The following is a 16,166-nucleotide window of genomic DNA, read 5'->3' as shown; positions in this document are numbered from 1 at the left end:
GGGCGTCGGAATGGAGGGCGCTGGCAGCGAGTGGGATTGTCGTGAAGCGGAGGTTGTTATGGCAACCTCACGGCGGGCGGAGGAGGTGCAGGAGAGCCCGCAACGGCTTCCCTGTAGATCACTCGGACACGGCGGCGATTGCGCAGCACATACTGCTAGCGGGATCATCAGCAGCCGGTGTTGCAGGGGGGGGTATTGTATGTAGCTCGTTGATTAGCGGCTTCTCATCCCAAAGCGGGCCTACACCCATAGCGTTTCACAGGTATAGGAACGTGCTTCTAGAAGCCGGCAGCGGCTTGAGCAGAGATATGTATTGTGGTCACGAGATTTTTATTAGATTTACGTTGATCTTACTAGGCGGCTTCGATCTCGTCTTCCCGCCACGGGTCGAGGCCGTTTGCCCAATCGACGAGCGTGTCGGCCTGCACGAGGCGGCGAAGCTCGTCCTCGACCGCGCGCTTGTCGCGTTCGAGCGGAGCAATCCGCTCTGAGATGGCGGCTTGAACCGCGGCGTCGGGTAGGCCCTCCACATCGACGGGCAGGATCACCGCGGCGCCACGCACCATGCCGACCGTGACGCGCGTGTAATCGGGCGAACCATCCTGCCTGTACCGCCCGACCGCCATGCTCTCGAAGATCGGGGTGAGCGCGTATTCGAGGTACGGGAGATGGAGATACGGTGCGAACTCCTCCTTGGCCTTGAGGATCCCCGCATGGCTGTTGGCGCTGAAGCGGCCGGTCCTAGCGAACACCGGTCCGGCGTATCCGTCCGCTGCCCAAGTCAGGTAGTCGCCTTCATAGGCGTAGCTGTCGATGTGCCCGGCCGTCTCGTTGCGAAACGACGAACCCGTGTACACCGGGTACTCACCCGCGTGGGCGAGGACGTAGCTCCGTGTCAGACCGCCATTTCCCTTCCCGACATCGAACAGGTCGGTGATCTTGAACTCTTCGGTCGCGCCCTGGTGCGCAGCGAAGGCGATACGCTTCTTCGACAGGTCTGCTAGGAGGCCGGCCAGCCGGATCTTGAGGGCCTGCAGCGAGGCATACCGGGCGGCAACTGCCTCTTGGAACGCAAGCGAAGGCAGGCCGTCCTCATCGACAGGCACGGGCACCAGGACGACTGAGGCGTTCTTTGATGCGATCTTGACGTAGTCGCTCTCGCCGCTCTCCTTCCGCCGGCCGGTCGCTGCCTCCCGCAGCACCTTGGTCAGGACCGGCGCGAAGAACCCAAGGTCGATGCGCTCCGCAAGCTCCGCCTTGGGCTTGAGCACCCCGACGTCGCGGGTGGCAGAGAACCGCCCTCGCGTACGAACGTGAAGCCTGCGTAGCCGTTGGTCGTCCAAGTCAGATACCGACCGTCGAAGTCGTACCCATCGACGGTCCCGTGAACCAGGCTAGGATCGGCGGAAGCCGAGTAGACCGGATAGGGACCGGGATGCTCGCGGTAGTACGTCTTGATGTATTTGGAGTTGCCACGGAAAACGTTGAATAGTTCCGAGACGGCGAATTGGCGAACCCGGGCCTCAGGCATCGCCGACCTCCTTCAGGATGGCGTCCAAGCTATCCTTCAGCGTTCGAATGGCGTCGTAATACTCTTCCTCGGTGAGTACCTCTTTCTCCTCGTACAGGCCCAGGGCCGCCTTTTCCTCGTTCGTCCAGAATCGATCGATGGTCCAGGACGTCTTACCGAGCAACTCCGGTCCAACGAGCTTGAGCTTGCCAGACTGAATGTGAGACGCGGCTTCCTCGTCCTCGGCGATGCGGTCGCGAACCGCGACATAGGCGCGGAAGAGTCGGGCCATCTCCGGCATATCGGTCTCAGAGGTCGGGTGTCGACCGGTGTCGAGTGTCTCGCCGAAGGCTGTCACGATGTACGAGAAGATCGGGTGCTGCTGCACCTCGCTGGGCGACTGCTTTTTGCGCAGGCACAGGACGTAGGTCTTCTTGTTGACCCCGAAGAACGTCTTGTTAGGCAGCGAAACCATTCCGTCGACGAAGCATTCCCGAGCAATCATCTCCCGCAGCTTGGCGTCCGACCCCCGGAGGAAAACCCCGTCCGGTAGGATCACGAAGGCGCGGCCGCCAGGGGCCAGCTCCTTGACGATCTTCTCGACGAACAGTCCTTCGACGCCCGTCCCACCCGCGTCGTAACGCAGGCCGGCTCGCTTGGCGGCCTCCTTGAGGTTCGCCGATCCGCTGGTGACGTACGGCGGGTTCGACAAGATCAGGTTGTAGACTCCCTCGTCGACGTCGGACAAGGACCCAAGCGCGGTATCGGAGTAAGCCTGGAAGATGTCGTTGAAGGATTCTGCGAGCGCGAGCGTTGCATCCGGGTGCTTCGACAACAGGTCTGACTGATAGATCACGAAATTGGCCTTCGCGAGAATGATGGTTAGGTTCTCTTCGATCTTGTCGCTGCCCTTGTCGAATCCTCGGTAGATCAAGTCCGACTTGACGTACGGTACCTTCAGCGTGCGCTTCCTCTCCTTGGCGGTCTTGAACGCCATCTGGAACTCAGGGCGCTTCAACCTTGCCGCGCGCCGCGACGCTGCCTCCAGGACAAAGCCTCCGACCCCGCAGGCAGGGTCACATAGAGACGATCCCGACGGGAGGCTCTCGACATCCGCCATGTCCACGATGCCGCTCATCAGGCGCCGAGGGGTGAAGAACTGTCCGAGCGAGCGTTGCCCGACGCTGCCCTTGAGAAACTCCTCGAACAGGCGCGACTTGAACTGCTTGTCGATGTCGACGAGGCGGCCACCCTCCTCACCTACCTCGTACTCCTTGAACTTGGTCAGGATCTTCTTGAAGACGTAGTTGTGATCGGCGTTCTCCGCGTTGAGCGTGAACCCATTCATGATCGTGGTCCGGTCGCGTGGCCCCTCTGGGAACATATCGCGCAGGTATTGGCGAACCTGGAATCGATAGTACCGCAGGCACTGCTCGGCAGGCTTCGAGAGCACTGCCTCGAAACTGATGTCGACGCCGTTCTGATCGGTCGTCAGGACCCCCAGGTCGGACAGGTACTTGAACATGAAGATCTCGACGAACGTCGCAAGCGATTTGTCGGGACTGGGCGTGTTCCCCGCCGTGTAGATGTCCTGCCAGACCGACCGGGCGAGCGCCGACGGGTTGAGGCTCTTCTTCGGCCGTAGCCGGTCCCCGTCGAGGCGTTCGTCCAGGGCATGGACGAGCGCGCGGCTCGCCTCGGCCACCGCAGCCTTGGGGTGGCCCGGCGCGAGGAAGACGTCCTTGATCGGGGTGCCATCCTCGTGATGGACGGGGTTGTAGGCCTTGGTCTCGTCTGGGAGGAACCAGAAGGAGGCTTTGGCATCCGAGGAGATGCAGAACTTGGCGCCGACCGCCGCGCCGACGTCGGCGGCTTGGCCGATGCCATCGTCCTTCGCGAGGTTTTTCTTGAACTCCACCACCGCGACGACACGCGCTTTTTTCGAGCGCCGATCGATGATCAGTCCGTCGGGCTTGCGTGCCTCGAACGATGTGTAGTCACGATAAGGGATCAGCTTGGCGTCGCGAAGGGCGGAGAGGTGCGTGTCCCCAATGTCGAGGTACTCGAAGTCCCCGTAGGATGTGCCGCCCTCATCCAGACCTCGCTTGATCAATTCCTCCGACATGCCCCGAGTCCGGCCCCTGTGTCATGGCGTCTCCCGACGCCAGCTCCCCTCCGGATGCCGAGCGACAAAGAGGCCCTCCGAGCATCAAGCAGGAAAATCGTTGAGCAACCTTAACCATACCGGAGAACGCCACGTGCCGTGATGACTGACGAGCAACAGCGACCGCTTGGCTTGCGGACCGGGTTGGCCTCGGGCCAGGGTATGGTCCAGCAGTTGATGACGCTGCCGGCGAGCGCGAGCGAAATCGCCGTATCGTCGGGCTATTGCCCCGGGGCGAGGTCGAAGGGGCCGCCGCCGGTCATCTCGGTATGAAGGGGCTGGGTGTCCCGGCGGGTGAACTCCGACGTAGTGCCAAAGGCGTCACCGACGGCGAGGCCAAGAAGGGCACCGCGAGCGCGGTCTTAGATGGCGGGATTAGGATCAGGTGTGCTGGTCAGGGGCGTCAGTCCTCGATGGGGATGAAGCGGCAGGGCGTTCAGCGGTGGGGTGTGGAAGCGTGCGGGGGACGGAGAAACGGAACGTCCGGCGGGTGAAACGGAGTGGTGGGCGGGTAAGTCGTTGATAGAGCTGACGAGGCCTGAGGGGGCGTGTTCCGGCCTTCCCCACTACAGGTCCAGCAGCGTGTTGGCTGTCTGGTGAAGGCGGCACCGGTCTTGTCGGCGGTGCGGCAGTCCCGGCGTGGCGGACAGCTCTGTCGCTGTCCGAACGGGCCGCAGGAGAGCCGGCCTCACCACATCGCCGGGGATGTCATCTCACAGGGGTTATGCTGAAATGTAGTGCCGAAGACAGCTCAATCAGAGCTAAGCCGGAAGGCTTCTCGCGTCACACCCAGAGCGTTCGGGCGCCAGGGGGAACGGCGCATCACGCTCCTGCTGAGAGGCGCGCGAGGTCAGCGAGGATGGAGCGCAGCTCGCCCCAGGGCGAGGCATCGCGGAAGGCCCCGCCGGGTTCCTGGCTGGCGAGGAGGACGAGGATCTTCGTGCTGATGTCGCCGAGGGTGGTGGCCGGCGTGGCGAGGAGCGTCGCGGCCGCCTCGTGCACGGCGGCGTCGAGGGTGGCTTCCTGCGCTTGAGCACGGGTGAGACCGCAGGCGCGGGCGCCGCGAGCCCAGGCACGCTGCCGACGAATCAGGACTTCCTGCAGGCGCCAGCGGCGGCGGCCCGGCGGGACGAGGCGGACGATTGTGTCGATGTCGGCCGCGTAGCGGATGAGGCAGCCGGCTGGCTTAGGCAGGCGCACGCGGGGGTGCTCGAGTTCGGCGAGGAGGAATGCTTCGAGCCGGTCGCAGCGCCACAGGGCGGCTTCGTGCCGGGCGAGCAGGGCTTCGAACGCGGCGAAGAGATCGGGGATGGTGTCCGGAGCGCAGACGCCGTTATCCTCGATGGACCGAGCGGGCAGTGAGCCCGGGGTGACGGCGGCTGCCGCGAGACTGGTGAGCAGGGACAGCAAACGCCGACGCGTCGGGGAACGCACCAACGAGATGGATGCGTCGTCCGCGTCGTCGTGATGCGCCATGATGCTTGCCTCGTCCTGGGGGTCGGACGAAGGTTCACGGTCACGCTGGTTCTCTTGCGTCCCGACGACACGGCGACGGCGAAATCGCAGCCGCTGAAGCCCCACTTGTCATGCGTTCGACGCAGGACATTCCCAGGGCCGTTGAGGTGGATGGTGGTATAAGTCGTTCTGCTATTTGCACCACGCATGTCGTTGCGTATGCTCATGGAGCATGACGCTGCCGTGTGCCTACTATTTGGGCATTTTTGCCCGCAAGTTCTCGGGCCCTGAAATGAATCTGGGGGGCAACGGCACGGTGTGGCCGCTGCCCCGAGGCGGCTGACCGACCTTGGGTCCTCACGTGAACAGGACCCCTACGCCCATGATGGATCGTCTGGAGCGGTACTCCCGCAACGCGACGCACGACGACGAGTGCGCCGAGACCGAGACCAAGACCTATGACGCTTCGGCGCCGACCGAAGCGACCGGGGTGGCGATCTCCGCTCCGCTGACGGCCGTGATCTCCCATGGTGACGACACGATGGTGCCGGATGCGCCGGCACCGTCCCACCGGATGGACGTCGATTCGGATGGCGTCGCAACGCTTGCGTCGTCGACGATCACGGGAAACGCGGAGGCCGGTGCGCAGGACGATGAAGCGCTTATAGCGCTGCGCCGTGAGGTCTACAGCCTGACCGCCGACATGTCGGTTGAGCAGCTGATGGCGATCTCCGACCCGGCCGTGCGCGCGGCGGGCCTGCTCATGGCCGATCTGCTGGCCCTGCGCGATGGTGATGCCGCAGGGCTGACGAAGCTGGCGGTCGGTGTCGAGATCCCCGAGGCCGGTCGGCACGGCGAGATGGCGTTGCTGCTGTTCCGCGAGGCCCTGGCCATCCGCAGCGAAGCGAAGCGGAAGGCGTTCGAGAAGAAGCGCCCGGGTCGCATCAAGGCCCTCAGCGATTTCGGCCGTGAAGCCCTACTGGACGAGGTCGCCCGCCTGCGTGGCCTGCGCTGACCTTGGACCGGTGAAAGGGCGCCCACCGCTGGGCGTCCTCCCCAGATCTTCGACGACACCTATTCCCCTGACGCCGCCCGCCGAGTGAAGCGGCATGGAGATCACGATCATGGAAGACGGAATGAACAGCACGCTGGGCATGGTGCCGGCATGGCGAGACGCGCCGTACCTCGCCGACAGGGAGGAACGGGAAGAAGACAGCCACCGGCAGATCGACACGCAGGAGCCATCACCACGCGAGCGTGCGGCCGGCGAGCCTGGGGTAGACCCGACGCGTCGCGAGCACTGGCCGTCGCGGGAGGCGCACCTGCGTTTCCTGATCGACGGCGGCTACGATCTCGCAGAAGGGGATGAGACGGAGTGGATCTCCGGAGCCTTCGACGATCCGAACGTGCGGGTGGCGCAGGCCGTGCGGGGAGCGACGCAGCGCGACTACGAAGTCGTCTGGGAGTACCGGGGCGCCAGCGAGTACCTGACCCTCGATCACTTCGATCTGGGCTACGGCGCCGTCGCCTTCGCAAACTGCCTGGGGCTGGTCCTGAACACGTGGACGACCATCGTCTGGGCGAGCGTCGGCATCACGGGCGATTTCGCGGTGGGGCAGGCGGACCGACGGTTCCGGGAACTGCTGCGCAAGCGCCTGATGAAGCGCGGTCTGCCGGTGGCGTGGCTGTGGGTGTTTGAGCGTAGCGAACAGCGTGGCCTGCATGCGCACCTGCTCGCCCATGTACCGAAGGTGCACCGGGATTGGGTGAAGCGGGTGATCGAGGAGTGCGTCGAGACGGTCGCAGAGCGCCCGGTGGTGAAGGTGCCGGGCGAGAAGACGGTGCTGGTGAAGGGCCGTCACGACAAGGCGATCGGCCCGCAGTGGTTCTGGTTCCGGTACATGATGAAGGGGATCACACCAGGCATCGAGCTGAGTGATCCGGAGCAGCCGGGTCACTTCGTACCGCTGAAGGAGATTGCGGCGATGCGGCGAATGGACCCGCAGGGTATGGTCCGCACGCAGCGATTCGGGGTGTCGCGGGCGCTGCAGCAGCTTAGGCAGGCGCAGCAGCGCGCCGAGACGGGTCTGCCGGAGAATGCGTTGCGCGCGGGCGCGATGAACTTCTGTGAACTGTTTGACGATCGCTACTATGAATGGTCCCAACGGGACGAGAACCGGCGCCAGAGCGAGGAACTCTACAAGACGCTGGTCATCTGAGAGTGTGGTTCGGCATCTTCGAGAAACGGAGCGGCAGGCCCCAGAAACGGACTGGCCGGCCGCGATCCGTTTTGGAATGAATGGGTTAGCGTATAGGCTGTGATCTGGCCATCCAATGTAGCCGGGAATCCTCGTATGCCGGCTGACGCTCGAGCGGCGTCGTGACATAGAGCACGGGATGATCTGTCCGAGAAGGGTGGATTTCTGCAGTTCCGGTTTCGGGCACAGATCGGGAAAAGCGGACGCTCGGCAGCAGCAAATTCATGCCGAAAGCGAATCGACAGATCTTAATTCAAGTAATCAAATAGCAAAAATTCGCTTCAGTACAAACCGCTCCGAGCTCAAAGATCGAAGCAAGAAAGGTAAAATCTTGAACTCTTAAATCTAGAAATTTATCTTTGATAAATAATCTTCCAATTTAAGCTCAGTTGATCTGCGGCGATCGACGCCAGCGGTTTTTCGACCGTCGACCTGACCCTGTCCGCTCCGCCAGACCTCTTCGCTCAAGTTCGATGCAGGCCGCGCAGACGCCGTCGATGGGATCGGAGCTGGAGTGGCCGGACCGGATCTTGATGACCGACGCGCTCATGAATTCGTCGTCGAGAGCCGCCAAAATTTTGAGTTCGTGCGGCGTGAGCGGACGCAAGATGACCTCCTCAACGTCTCGGTGAGCCGTATCTCACCCGGATTAAGCGCCACGCCCGAGCTGCCGTTGATGCGGGAACCGATGATCGAGCGGGCCATGTTGATCCGGACCGTCGGCTGCGACACGGCGCCGGACCTCTTCCAAGGGCTCGATCGCCTCGGACGCGCATCCCGATTGCGATCCGGCTGAAAAGCCTGGACGACCGGCGATGCTGCGTCTTTCCTAGGATTCGCGGACCCGCGCTCAACCGCATCGCGGTGCCTTGCAACGGCCCGCGACAGCGGCAAGCCCGGACCCCGTCAGGAGAAGCGCAAGTTGCTCCGGGTCAGCTGATCGACGGATGCGCAACCCATCAACCGCATGTCCCGTTCGATCTCGGACCGCATCAGGTCCAATGCGCGCTCGACCCCGGCCTGACCGGCCGCGGCGAGGGGGAACAGGTAGTAGCGTCCGAGGCCGACGGCCTTCGCTCCAACGGACAACGCCTTCAAGACATGAGTGCCGCGCTGGACGCCGCCGTCCATGATCACGTCGATCCGGTCGCCGACCGCGTCCACGATCTCGGCGAGCTGGTCGAAGGCCGTGCGCGAGCCGTCGAGCTGGCGCCCGCCGTGGTTCGACAGGATGATGCCGGTGCAGCCGATGTCGACCGCACGCTTGGCGTCCTCCACCGACATCACACCCTTCAGGCAGAATTGGCCGCCCCACTCACGCACCATGGCGGCGACGTCGTCCCACGACAGGCTGGGATCGAGCATCTCAGTGAAGTAGCGGCTGATAGAGAGTGCCCCCCCGCCCATATCGACGTGGCCGTCGAGCTGCGGAAGCGTGAAGCTCTCGTGCGTGAGATAGTTGATCCCCCAGGCCGGCTTCAGAGCGAACTGCATCATCCCGGCGAGGGTGAGCCGGAACGGGATCGAGAACCCCGTCCGCTTGTCGCGCTCGCGGTTCCCCCCCGTGATGCTGTCGACGGTCAGCATCATGACCTCAATGCCGGCCTGCTTGGCGCGGGCCATCATCTCACGATTCAAGCCGCGGTCCTTGTGGAAGTAGAACTGGTAGACCTGGGGACCGCCGCTGATGCGACGCGCTTCCTCCAGGCTCACGGTCCCGAGCGAGGACACACCGAACATCGTCCCGTGCTTGCCCGCCGCCGCGGCCACGGCGCGCTCCCCCTGATGGTGGAACAGCCGCTGCAAGGCTGTGGGCGAGCAGTAGACCGGCAGGGCGAGCCGCTGGCCCATAACCGTCACGGACAAGTCGATCTCGCCGACGCCGCGCAGGACGTTCGGCACCAGGTCGCAGCGGTCGAAGGCCGTCGTGTTGCGCCGGTAGGTCACCTCGTCGTCGGCCGCCCCGTCGATGTAGTCGAAGATCGGCCCGGGCAGCCGGGCCTTCGCCATGCGGCGGAAATCGTGGAAGCTGTGGCAGGTCTTCAGTCGCATCTTGAGTCCCCTTGGGCGCGCGGCGCCATCGCCAGCGCAGAAGGATGACCGGGAGGGATCGCTCACCCCCGGCCCGGCGGCTTCAATGAGCGAGGGGCGGGATCGCCGCGGCCGGCACCATGGCGGTGAATGGCGGCACGTAGGCCTGCAGCATCACCAGGACGCCGACGAGGCAGGCGAGCGCGATCGAATGGAAGAAGACGTAGCGCAGGATCTTCGCCTCGCCGCCGTACCACTGCGTCGCCGTGGAGGCGACGACGATCGACTGCGCGTCGATCATCTTGCCCATCACGCCGCCCGAGGAGTTCGAGGCCGCCATCAGGGTCGGCGACAGGCCGAGCTGTTCCGCGGTGATCTTCTGCAGGCCGCCGAACAGCACGTTCGAGGCCGTGTCGGAACCCGTCAGCGCCACGCCGAGCCAGCCGAGCATCGCCCCGAAGAACGGGTAGATCCAGCCGGTCTGCGCGAAGGCGAGGCCCAGCGTCGCGTCGGTGCCCGAGTACTTGGTGACGTAGCCCAGCGCCAGCATCGCCGAGATCGTGATTAGGGAGTAGCGCACGAGCCAAGCGGTGCGGCCGTACTCGCGCAGCAGCTTGAGCGGGCTGAAGCCGAGGATCAGGCCGCCCACGATCGCCGAGAGCAGGATGCCGGTGCCGGTCGCCGAGAGCAGGTTGAGGGTATAGATCGCGGCCTCGCTGTGACTCGCGGCGACGACCGGCGGCATCTTGAAGACGAGATTGTGCAGGTACGGCACCGGCATCTTCCATACCCAGAGCGCGTCGAGCCAGGCGCGGAACTGCGGCGTGCCCCAGGCGAAGACGAAGAGCGACAGGATCAGCCAGGGCAGCCAGGCGCGGAACACCGTGCCGGGGGAGTGGGTCCGCCGCTCGGCGACCGGCGCTGCTCCCGCGGCGACATCGGTCGCGGTCCAGATGCGAGCGGGCTGCCAGACGCGCAGGAAGCCGGCGAGCGCCGCCATCGAGCAGATCGCCGCGACTACGTCCACGAGCCAGGGGCCGTGGAAGTTCGAGACGAGATACTGCGGAACCGCGAACGAGAGACCGGCCACGAGCAGCGCCGGCCAGACCTCCAGCATGCCCTTGCGGCCGGCGAACGCCCAGATCAGCCAGAACGGCACGAGGAGGGAGAAGAACGGCAGCTGCCGGCCGATCATCGCGGACAGCGCGATGAGATCGAGCCCCGTGACCGCTGAGAGTGCGATCACGGGAGCGCCGAGCGCGCCGTAGGCGACGGGCGCGGTGTTGGCGATGAGTGAGAGGCCCGCGGCGGCCAGCGGCGTAAAACCGAGGCCCATCAGCATCGCAGCCGTCACCGCCACCGGCGTGCCGAAGCCGGCCGCACCCTCGAAGAAGGCGCCGAACGAGAACGCGATGAACAGGAGCTGCAGCCGCCGGTCCGGCGTGATGCCGGCGATCGAGTCGCGCAGGATGTCGAACTGCCCGGTCCGCTCCGTAAGCCGGTAGAGGAAGATGACGTTGAGGATGATCCAGCCGATCGGCAGCAGGCCGAACGCCGCGCCGTAGACGGCGGTGGCCCCGGCCATCGGGGCCGGCATCCCGAAGCCGATCACGGCGACGCAGAGCGCCACGACGAGGCCCAGCAGAGCCGCGACGTGCGCCTTCAGGTGCAGCAGGCCGATGCCGCCGAGGAGCACAACGATCGGCAGGGCGGCGAGCGCCGTCGACCAGAGGGCGCTGCCCAGGGGATCGTAGACTTGGTTCCAACTCACGGCGTGGTCCTCCCGATGGTGGTCCAATCCAAGCTGTGATCGAGCCAGCACCCATCGTCGCCCCGCGCGTGTGGCGTACGCGCGCGGAACCAGGGCCGCCTTCACCGAGCTGAATCGATGCCAGGGCTCATTATTAAACCGCAGGCCGCCGCCTGGTAAAACAATTTTACCAGGCGTGTCAACTGGACATAGCGCTTGCCCGAGCTACAGTTGTCAGGCGGGGCGGGTTGGTACGGGTGAGTGGGAGCGGGAGATGGAGGAGGACTCGATCAAGGGGGCGAGCGCTGCCGAGAGCACGGCGCGCCACCTGAAGGATCTGATCCGCGAAGGTTCTCTCAGCCCGGGCGATCATCTGCTGCCCGAGCGTGATCTGGCCGTGCAGCTCAACGTGTCGCGCCCGACCTTGCGACAGGGCATCAAGATCCTGGAGGACGAAGGCCTCATCGTCCAAATGCCCACCGGACGCTCGGTGGCCGCCCTCGGCCGCGGGATCACGGACCCGCTGATCGCGCTCATCGCCTCCCATGCGGAGGTCGTGGACGATTATCTGGAGTTCCGGGCGACGACCGAGCGGCTAGCGGCCCGCCTCGCGGCCGAACGCGCGAACAGCGTCGATCGCGAGCGGCTCAGCCTCTGTATGGATCGCATCGACCGCGCTCACGAGAGCGGCGTCCGGCGCGAGGAGGCGGAGGCGGATGTCGACCTGCACATCGCGGTCTACGAGGCGAGCCACAACCTCGTGGTGCTGCACACGATGCGGGCGTTGTCCGGCCTGCTCCGGAAGGGTGTGATCGAGAACCGCGAGACCTTGTTCTCCCGTCCGGAGACGCGCGACCAACTGCGTGCGCAACATCGGGCGATCTTCGAGAGCGTAATGGCCGGGAACGCGGAGGAAGCGGGCAATGCCGCTGAGGCGCACATCCACTACACGCACCACGCCCTAAATGAGATCAAGGCATCGGAAGCGCGTCTGCAGGTATCCTTGCGCAGGCTGAATGGGGGTCGGGTTTCGACACGGCAGAAAGTCGAGCGATAGGCTCTGATCAGCGCAGTAAAGCCTTTGACGCATCGTGACACCGCGAAACATGCGTCCGCTTTCGGGATCCGCATGGCTGTATGTGAATGACTTAGTTGGGTCGAAAGCGGAAGGCGCCGTTCGAAAGGTGTGCTTCTGAACCCCGATGAAGAAACGGAGCTGCAGTAGGGAGAAACGGAGCGGCTCGCCGGGATACCCCATTTGCATGAAGGGGTTGGCGTTCAGGGCGTGTTCCGCTCGTCCGACCTATTCCTGATCCCCCCTTCCTGTGTAGAGGGAATCCATAAAACGGTTAGGGGGCTCGTCTCATGCCTCCGGAGGGGGAGGCCCGAGCGGGCTGTTGTGCTCGAAGAGCACAGCTTCGCCGGTGACCCGGCGGAAGCTGGCGATCGTCAGATCCCCGCGAGGGAGGCCGTCGGAGCCGGGGTCGGAGGTGAAACCTTGTGACAGGCAGGCCGGGGTTGGGCTGTCGGCCTTTACTCACCGCTTCCCGCTCACCGAGCGGCCAACGCGGACGGATGCCTGCCCTCCGCACCCTTGGGGCAGGCTGTCGTCTGGAGGTTCGGGGCGACCCGGTCCTCCTCCTGAGTGGCCCGGCGTACCGGACTACCCTTGCTGCCGATGCCCTTCGGCGTTTGACCCGGCGGTTCTCCGCCCCGCCTGACTAGCGGTGGAGGCTCGGGTGCCCGGGATGGGCGTGGCGTATGTTTCGATATGGCGAGATGACGTGCGCGCGACCAACGATCCGAGCCTGTTTGGCCGTGGGATGTCGGAGCGTTTGAGAGACGGACTGCCGTTGAATGCTACCACACAGATGTGGTACACAGCGGCCTCGGCGAGGTTCGCTAACGCGTTGATCAAAAACGAACTTGTTGCACGGAAGCCCAATCCTTTCCTGGGCACCAATCGCTGAAATCGACTTCGATTTCGTTGCGCTTTTTTCCTGAACGTCCCACCGGCCCGGTGCCGCTCGAAAAGCGGGACGTGTCTCTCTCTCGAAATCAGTTCAGGCGCATGAGCCCGCAGGCAAGCGGTTTTCGCTCGGCGTTGCGGCCAGCGCCAGCATCGGCGTCGCGCTGAGCCATACGGCGCCGAGCGTGATCGTCTCCCGCGTCGACGGCGCGGGATCACGGCAGCGCCTTGCCGACGAGCGAGCTGCGTTGGCTCCGGAACTGTAACGGAACCAACGCAGCAGCACAGGAACAGGGCGCGCCCGAAATCGGCGCGGCGCTCTGTCCCCTGGAACGACTTGTCCGGCGGCGTCATTCGGCCGAGGCGGTTTCCCTGACGGCCTTCCTGACGACCACCTCGTCGCCGACGCGGCTGATCGTGATCGCCTGCGCCTGAGCGCCGAGCTCCTGCGGGATCGAGACGACGGTGCTCTGGCCGGGGGCCAGGGTCGCCTCGAAGCGGACCGCCGGGGCGGATTCGCGCCGGGCGAGGGTCACGACCACCCGGTAGCCGTCCGGCTGAGCCGTGTAATAGGTCACGCCCGACAGGGTGCCGAGATCGATGCTGCGCGCCTGAAGCGCCTTCACGCTCTCGGCGGAAGCCGTGGCGGACAGGGTGAACGCGGCCGCGGCCGCGAGAGCGATGCTGCGAATGGACATGTCTTTGAGTCCTCGTGGTTTTCGAGGCGACCGCCTCGTGATGACGAGGAATATGCGCTGCGCCGCAGCATGATTCAAATCGATGTCATTGATTTATAATATCGATCAAAACGATACTTCGGCTCGTATCGGCCGGGGTGTGCCGCCGTCCGGGCTTTCGCCGCCGGAGCGGGCGCCGTATCAATCGCCCGGCGCCTGTCGGACGCTTTCAGGAGCGCCCGACAGGCTCTAAATCCCTGTTCTGTCGTATGTCCGGACGGAGAACCGGTATCCCCTTCTCCTGGACGGACTCTGGGATCCTGCGATGGGTATGCCGATGGGAACGTGCACGTTGTTCGGCCTGCTGCCCGGCCTCGTCGCGGCGGCCGTCGCCCTGGGGGCCGCTCCCGTCCTCGACATAGGACGCGTCAACGCGATGGATCGGGCCGCGTTTCTCGAGACCTTCGGGGCCGTGTTCGAGAACTCGCCCTGGGTCGCCGAGCGGGTTCTGCCGGAGCGGCCGTTCGACAGCCCGAAGGCCTTGCATGCGGCGATGATGGCGGCGGTCCGCGCGGCGCCCGCCGAGGAGCGGCTGCGCTTCCTCAACGCCCACCCGGAGCTTGCCGGAGCGGAGGCGCGCCAGCGGCGGATGACCGCCCATTCCGTCGCCGAACAGGGGAGCGCGGGACTGGACGGGCTGAGCGAGGCCGATCTCGCGCGCTTCGACCGCCTCAACGCCGCCTACCGGCAGACATTCGGCTTCCCGTTCATCATCGCCGTGCGCGGCCGGACGCAGCCCGAGATCCTGCGGACGTTCGAGCACCGGCTCGAGAACACGCCCGAGGCGGAGCAGGAGGCGGCGCTCGCGGAGATCGCCGCGATCACGCACGGACGGCTCGAGCGCATCCTCGGGCCGTTCGACTGACAACGACGAAGGGCCCGCCTGCCGCCTCGTGGACAGGCGGCGGACGGGCCCGATCGCCCGGCCTCAGGCCGGCTGCTCGGCGGCGGCGATATGGGCGAGGTCCGGCGGCGGGCTGTCGAGCACCTCATGCGCGCGAGCCCGGTCGAGATCGCCCTCCCAGGCCGCCACCACGACGGTGGCGACGCAGTTGCCGATGAGGTTGCCGAGCGCCCGCGCCATGCCGATGAACCAGTCGACCGACAGCACCAGCACGAGCCCGATCGCCGGGATCGAGGGCACCGCGTTGAGGGTCGCGGCCAGGATCACGATGGCCGAGCCCGGCACCCCATGCGCGCCCTTCGACGTCACCAGCGAGACGCCGAGGACGAGGAGCAGGTCGCCGAGGGACAGCGGCGTCCCGGTGGCCTGCGCGATGAACACCACCGCCAGGGTCAGGTAGATCGAGAAGGCGTCGAGGTTGAAGGAGTAGCCGGTCGGCACCACGAGCCCGACGGTCGACTTCTTGATGCCGAGATATTCGAGCTTGCGCATGATCTGCGGCAGCACGGCGTCGGAGGAGGCGGTGCCGAGCACGATGGTCAATTCCTCGCGCAGATAGGCGAGGAACTTGAAGATGTTGATCCCGGCCAAGCGCATCACGCCGCCGAGGATCACGAACACGAACAGCGCCACCGACAGGTAGTAGAGCGCCACCAGCGAGACGAGCTGCTTGAGCGAGCCGACCCCGTACTTGCCGACCGTGTAGGCCACCGCGCCGAGCACGCCGAGCGGCGCCACCCGCACGATCAGCCCCATCGCCTTGAACAGGACGCCGGAGACCGCCTCGATGAGATCGGACACCTTCTGCCCCTGCGGGCCGCCGAACAGGGCGAGGCTGACGCCGAACAGCACGGCGAAGAACAGCACCTGCAACACATCGTTGCGCGCCAGCGCGTCGAACGAGGTGGTCGGGATGATGTTCAAAAGGAAGCCCGAGAGGCCGCCGCCCTGGAGCTTGTGGGCGTTGTCGGCGTAGGCCCCGAGCGCCTTCGGATCGAGCCCGGCGGTGTCGATATGCATGCCGTGGCCCGGCCCGACGAGATAGGCGAGGACGATCCCGAGGGCGAGCGCGACCGTCGTCATCACCTCGAAATAGATCAGCGCCTTGACGCCGACGCGGCCGACCTTCTTCAGGTCCCCCGCCCCGGCAATGCCGTGCACGACCACGCAGAACACGATCGGCGCGACGATCATCGAGATGAGCTTCAGGAAGGCGTCGCTGAGGACCTTCAGGCCGATCGCGAACTCGGGGGCCGCCATCCCGACGACGATGCCGAGGACGAGCGCGACGACGACCTGGGCGAAAAGCGACTTGTAGAGCGGCTCGGATATTTTTCCGGGCGCCGCCGGGGATGCTGCTGGGATCGACATCGGACAATCTCCTTGAA

At 65.2% G+C, this 16,166-nt stretch carries 13 protein-coding genes and 1 pseudogene; 4 read left to right on the top strand and 10 right to left on the bottom strand.

Annotated features, from left to right (window positions below; translation table 11 throughout):
* Nucleotides 1-353 precede the first annotated feature (353 nt).
* The 5 genes and pseudogenes from ACP56T_RS05700 to ACP56T_RS05680 all read right to left on the bottom strand — a co-directional run bounded on the left by ACP56T_RS05700 (nt 354) and on the right by ACP56T_RS05680 (nt 5,150).
* A complete protein-coding gene (locus ACP56T_RS05700) occupies nt 354-1,271 on the bottom strand; it encodes a restriction endonuclease subunit S (protein ID WP_430911153.1) in 918 nt (305 codons plus the stop codon).
* A complete protein-coding gene (locus ACP56T_RS05695) occupies nt 1,208-1,531 on the bottom strand; it encodes a restriction endonuclease subunit S (RefSeq protein ID WP_430911152.1) in 324 nt (107 codons plus the stop codon). Before ACP56T_RS05695 ends, ACP56T_RS05700 begins: the two co-directional genes overlap by 64 nt.
* Nucleotides 1,524-3,635 carry an HsdM family class I SAM-dependent methyltransferase gene (locus ACP56T_RS05690; protein WP_430911151.1) on the bottom strand — a complete coding sequence of 704 codons (2,112 nt, stop codon included), beginning with the start codon at nt 3,633-3,635 and terminating at the stop codon, nt 1,524-1,526. Before ACP56T_RS05690 ends, ACP56T_RS05695 begins: the two co-directional genes overlap by 8 nt.
* 260 nt (nt 3,636-3,895) lie before the next feature.
* Nucleotides 3,896-4,012 (bottom strand): annotated as a pseudogene (locus ACP56T_RS05685) (ADP-ribosylglycohydrolase family protein); the annotation flags it as partial.
* Between the two features lie 484 nt (nt 4,013-4,496).
* Nucleotides 4,497-5,150 (bottom strand): hypothetical protein, encoded by a 654-nt coding sequence (locus tag ACP56T_RS05680; protein ID WP_430911150.1) that lies wholly within the window; start codon nt 5,148-5,150, stop codon nt 4,497-4,499.
* A gap of 361 nt (nt 5,151-5,511) precedes the next feature.
* Here ACP56T_RS05680 and ACP56T_RS05675 point away from each other — a divergent pair, with 361 nt between their 5' ends.
* Together ACP56T_RS05675 and ACP56T_RS05670 are read left to right on the top strand one after the other, a co-directional pair.
* Nucleotides 5,512-6,144, top strand: a complete 633-nt coding sequence (locus ACP56T_RS05675) for a hypothetical protein (RefSeq protein WP_430911149.1) — start codon at nt 5,512-5,514, stop codon at nt 6,142-6,144.
* 94 nt (nt 6,145-6,238) lie between these two features.
* Nucleotides 6,239-7,348, top strand: coding sequence for a hypothetical protein (locus tag ACP56T_RS05670; protein ID WP_430911148.1), 1,110 nt, complete (start codon nt 6,239-6,241; stop codon nt 7,346-7,348).
* Nucleotides 7,349-7,772: 424 nt separating this feature from the next.
* Here ACP56T_RS05670 and ACP56T_RS05665 read toward each other — a convergent pair whose 3' ends face one another.
* From ACP56T_RS05665 to ACP56T_RS05655, 3 genes are all read right to left on the bottom strand, one after another.
* Nucleotides 7,773-7,994, bottom strand: a complete 222-nt coding sequence (locus ACP56T_RS05665; protein ID WP_430911147.1) for a hypothetical protein — start codon at nt 7,992-7,994, stop codon at nt 7,773-7,775.
* Between the two features lie 299 nt (nt 7,995-8,293).
* Complete coding sequence (locus ACP56T_RS05660; protein WP_430911146.1) at nt 8,294-9,439, bottom strand: alpha-hydroxy acid oxidase; 1,146 nt, start codon at nt 9,437-9,439, stop codon at nt 8,294-8,296.
* Between the two features lie 82 nt (nt 9,440-9,521).
* Nucleotides 9,522-11,189 carry an L-lactate permease gene (locus ACP56T_RS05655; protein ID WP_430911145.1) on the bottom strand — a complete coding sequence of 556 codons (1,668 nt, stop codon included), beginning with the start codon at nt 11,187-11,189 and terminating at the stop codon, nt 9,522-9,524.
* 253 nt (nt 11,190-11,442) lie between these two features.
* Here ACP56T_RS05655 and ACP56T_RS05650 point away from each other — a divergent pair, with 253 nt between their 5' ends.
* Nucleotides 11,443-12,225: an FCD domain-containing protein gene (locus ACP56T_RS05650; protein WP_430911144.1), complete on the top strand. Its 783-nt coding sequence runs from the start codon at nt 11,443-11,445 to the stop codon at nt 12,223-12,225.
* 1,262 nt (nt 12,226-13,487) lie between these two features.
* Here the strand turns inward: ACP56T_RS05650 and ACP56T_RS05645 are convergent.
* On the bottom strand, nt 13,488-13,835 hold the full coding sequence (locus ACP56T_RS05645; protein WP_430911143.1) for a hypothetical protein: 348 nt from the start codon (nt 13,833-13,835) through the stop codon (nt 13,488-13,490).
* A 304-nt stretch (nt 13,836-14,139) separates the two neighbouring features.
* Here ACP56T_RS05645 and uraD point away from each other — a divergent pair, with 304 nt between their 5' ends.
* The gene (gene uraD / locus ACP56T_RS05640; protein WP_430911142.1) at nt 14,140-14,739 is read left to right on the top strand and encodes a 2-oxo-4-hydroxy-4-carboxy-5-ureidoimidazoline decarboxylase; all 600 of its coding nucleotides are present in this window, start codon (nt 14,140-14,142) and stop codon (nt 14,737-14,739) included.
* Between the two features lie 63 nt (nt 14,740-14,802).
* Here the strand turns inward: uraD and ACP56T_RS05635 are convergent, their stop codons facing one another.
* Nucleotides 14,803-16,149 (bottom strand): dicarboxylate/amino acid:cation symporter, encoded by a 1,347-nt coding sequence (locus ACP56T_RS05635; RefSeq protein WP_430911141.1) that lies wholly within the window; start codon nt 16,147-16,149, stop codon nt 14,803-14,805.
* Between the last annotated feature and the right edge of the window lie 17 nt (nt 16,150-16,166).

Source organism: Methylobacterium endophyticum (genome assembly GCF_050591105.1).
Taxonomy (GTDB): domain Bacteria; phylum Pseudomonadota; class Alphaproteobacteria; order Rhizobiales; family Beijerinckiaceae; genus Methylobacterium.
The sequence above is the reverse complement of the archived record's forward strand: the minus strand, read 5'-3'. Positions and strand labels throughout refer to the sequence as shown.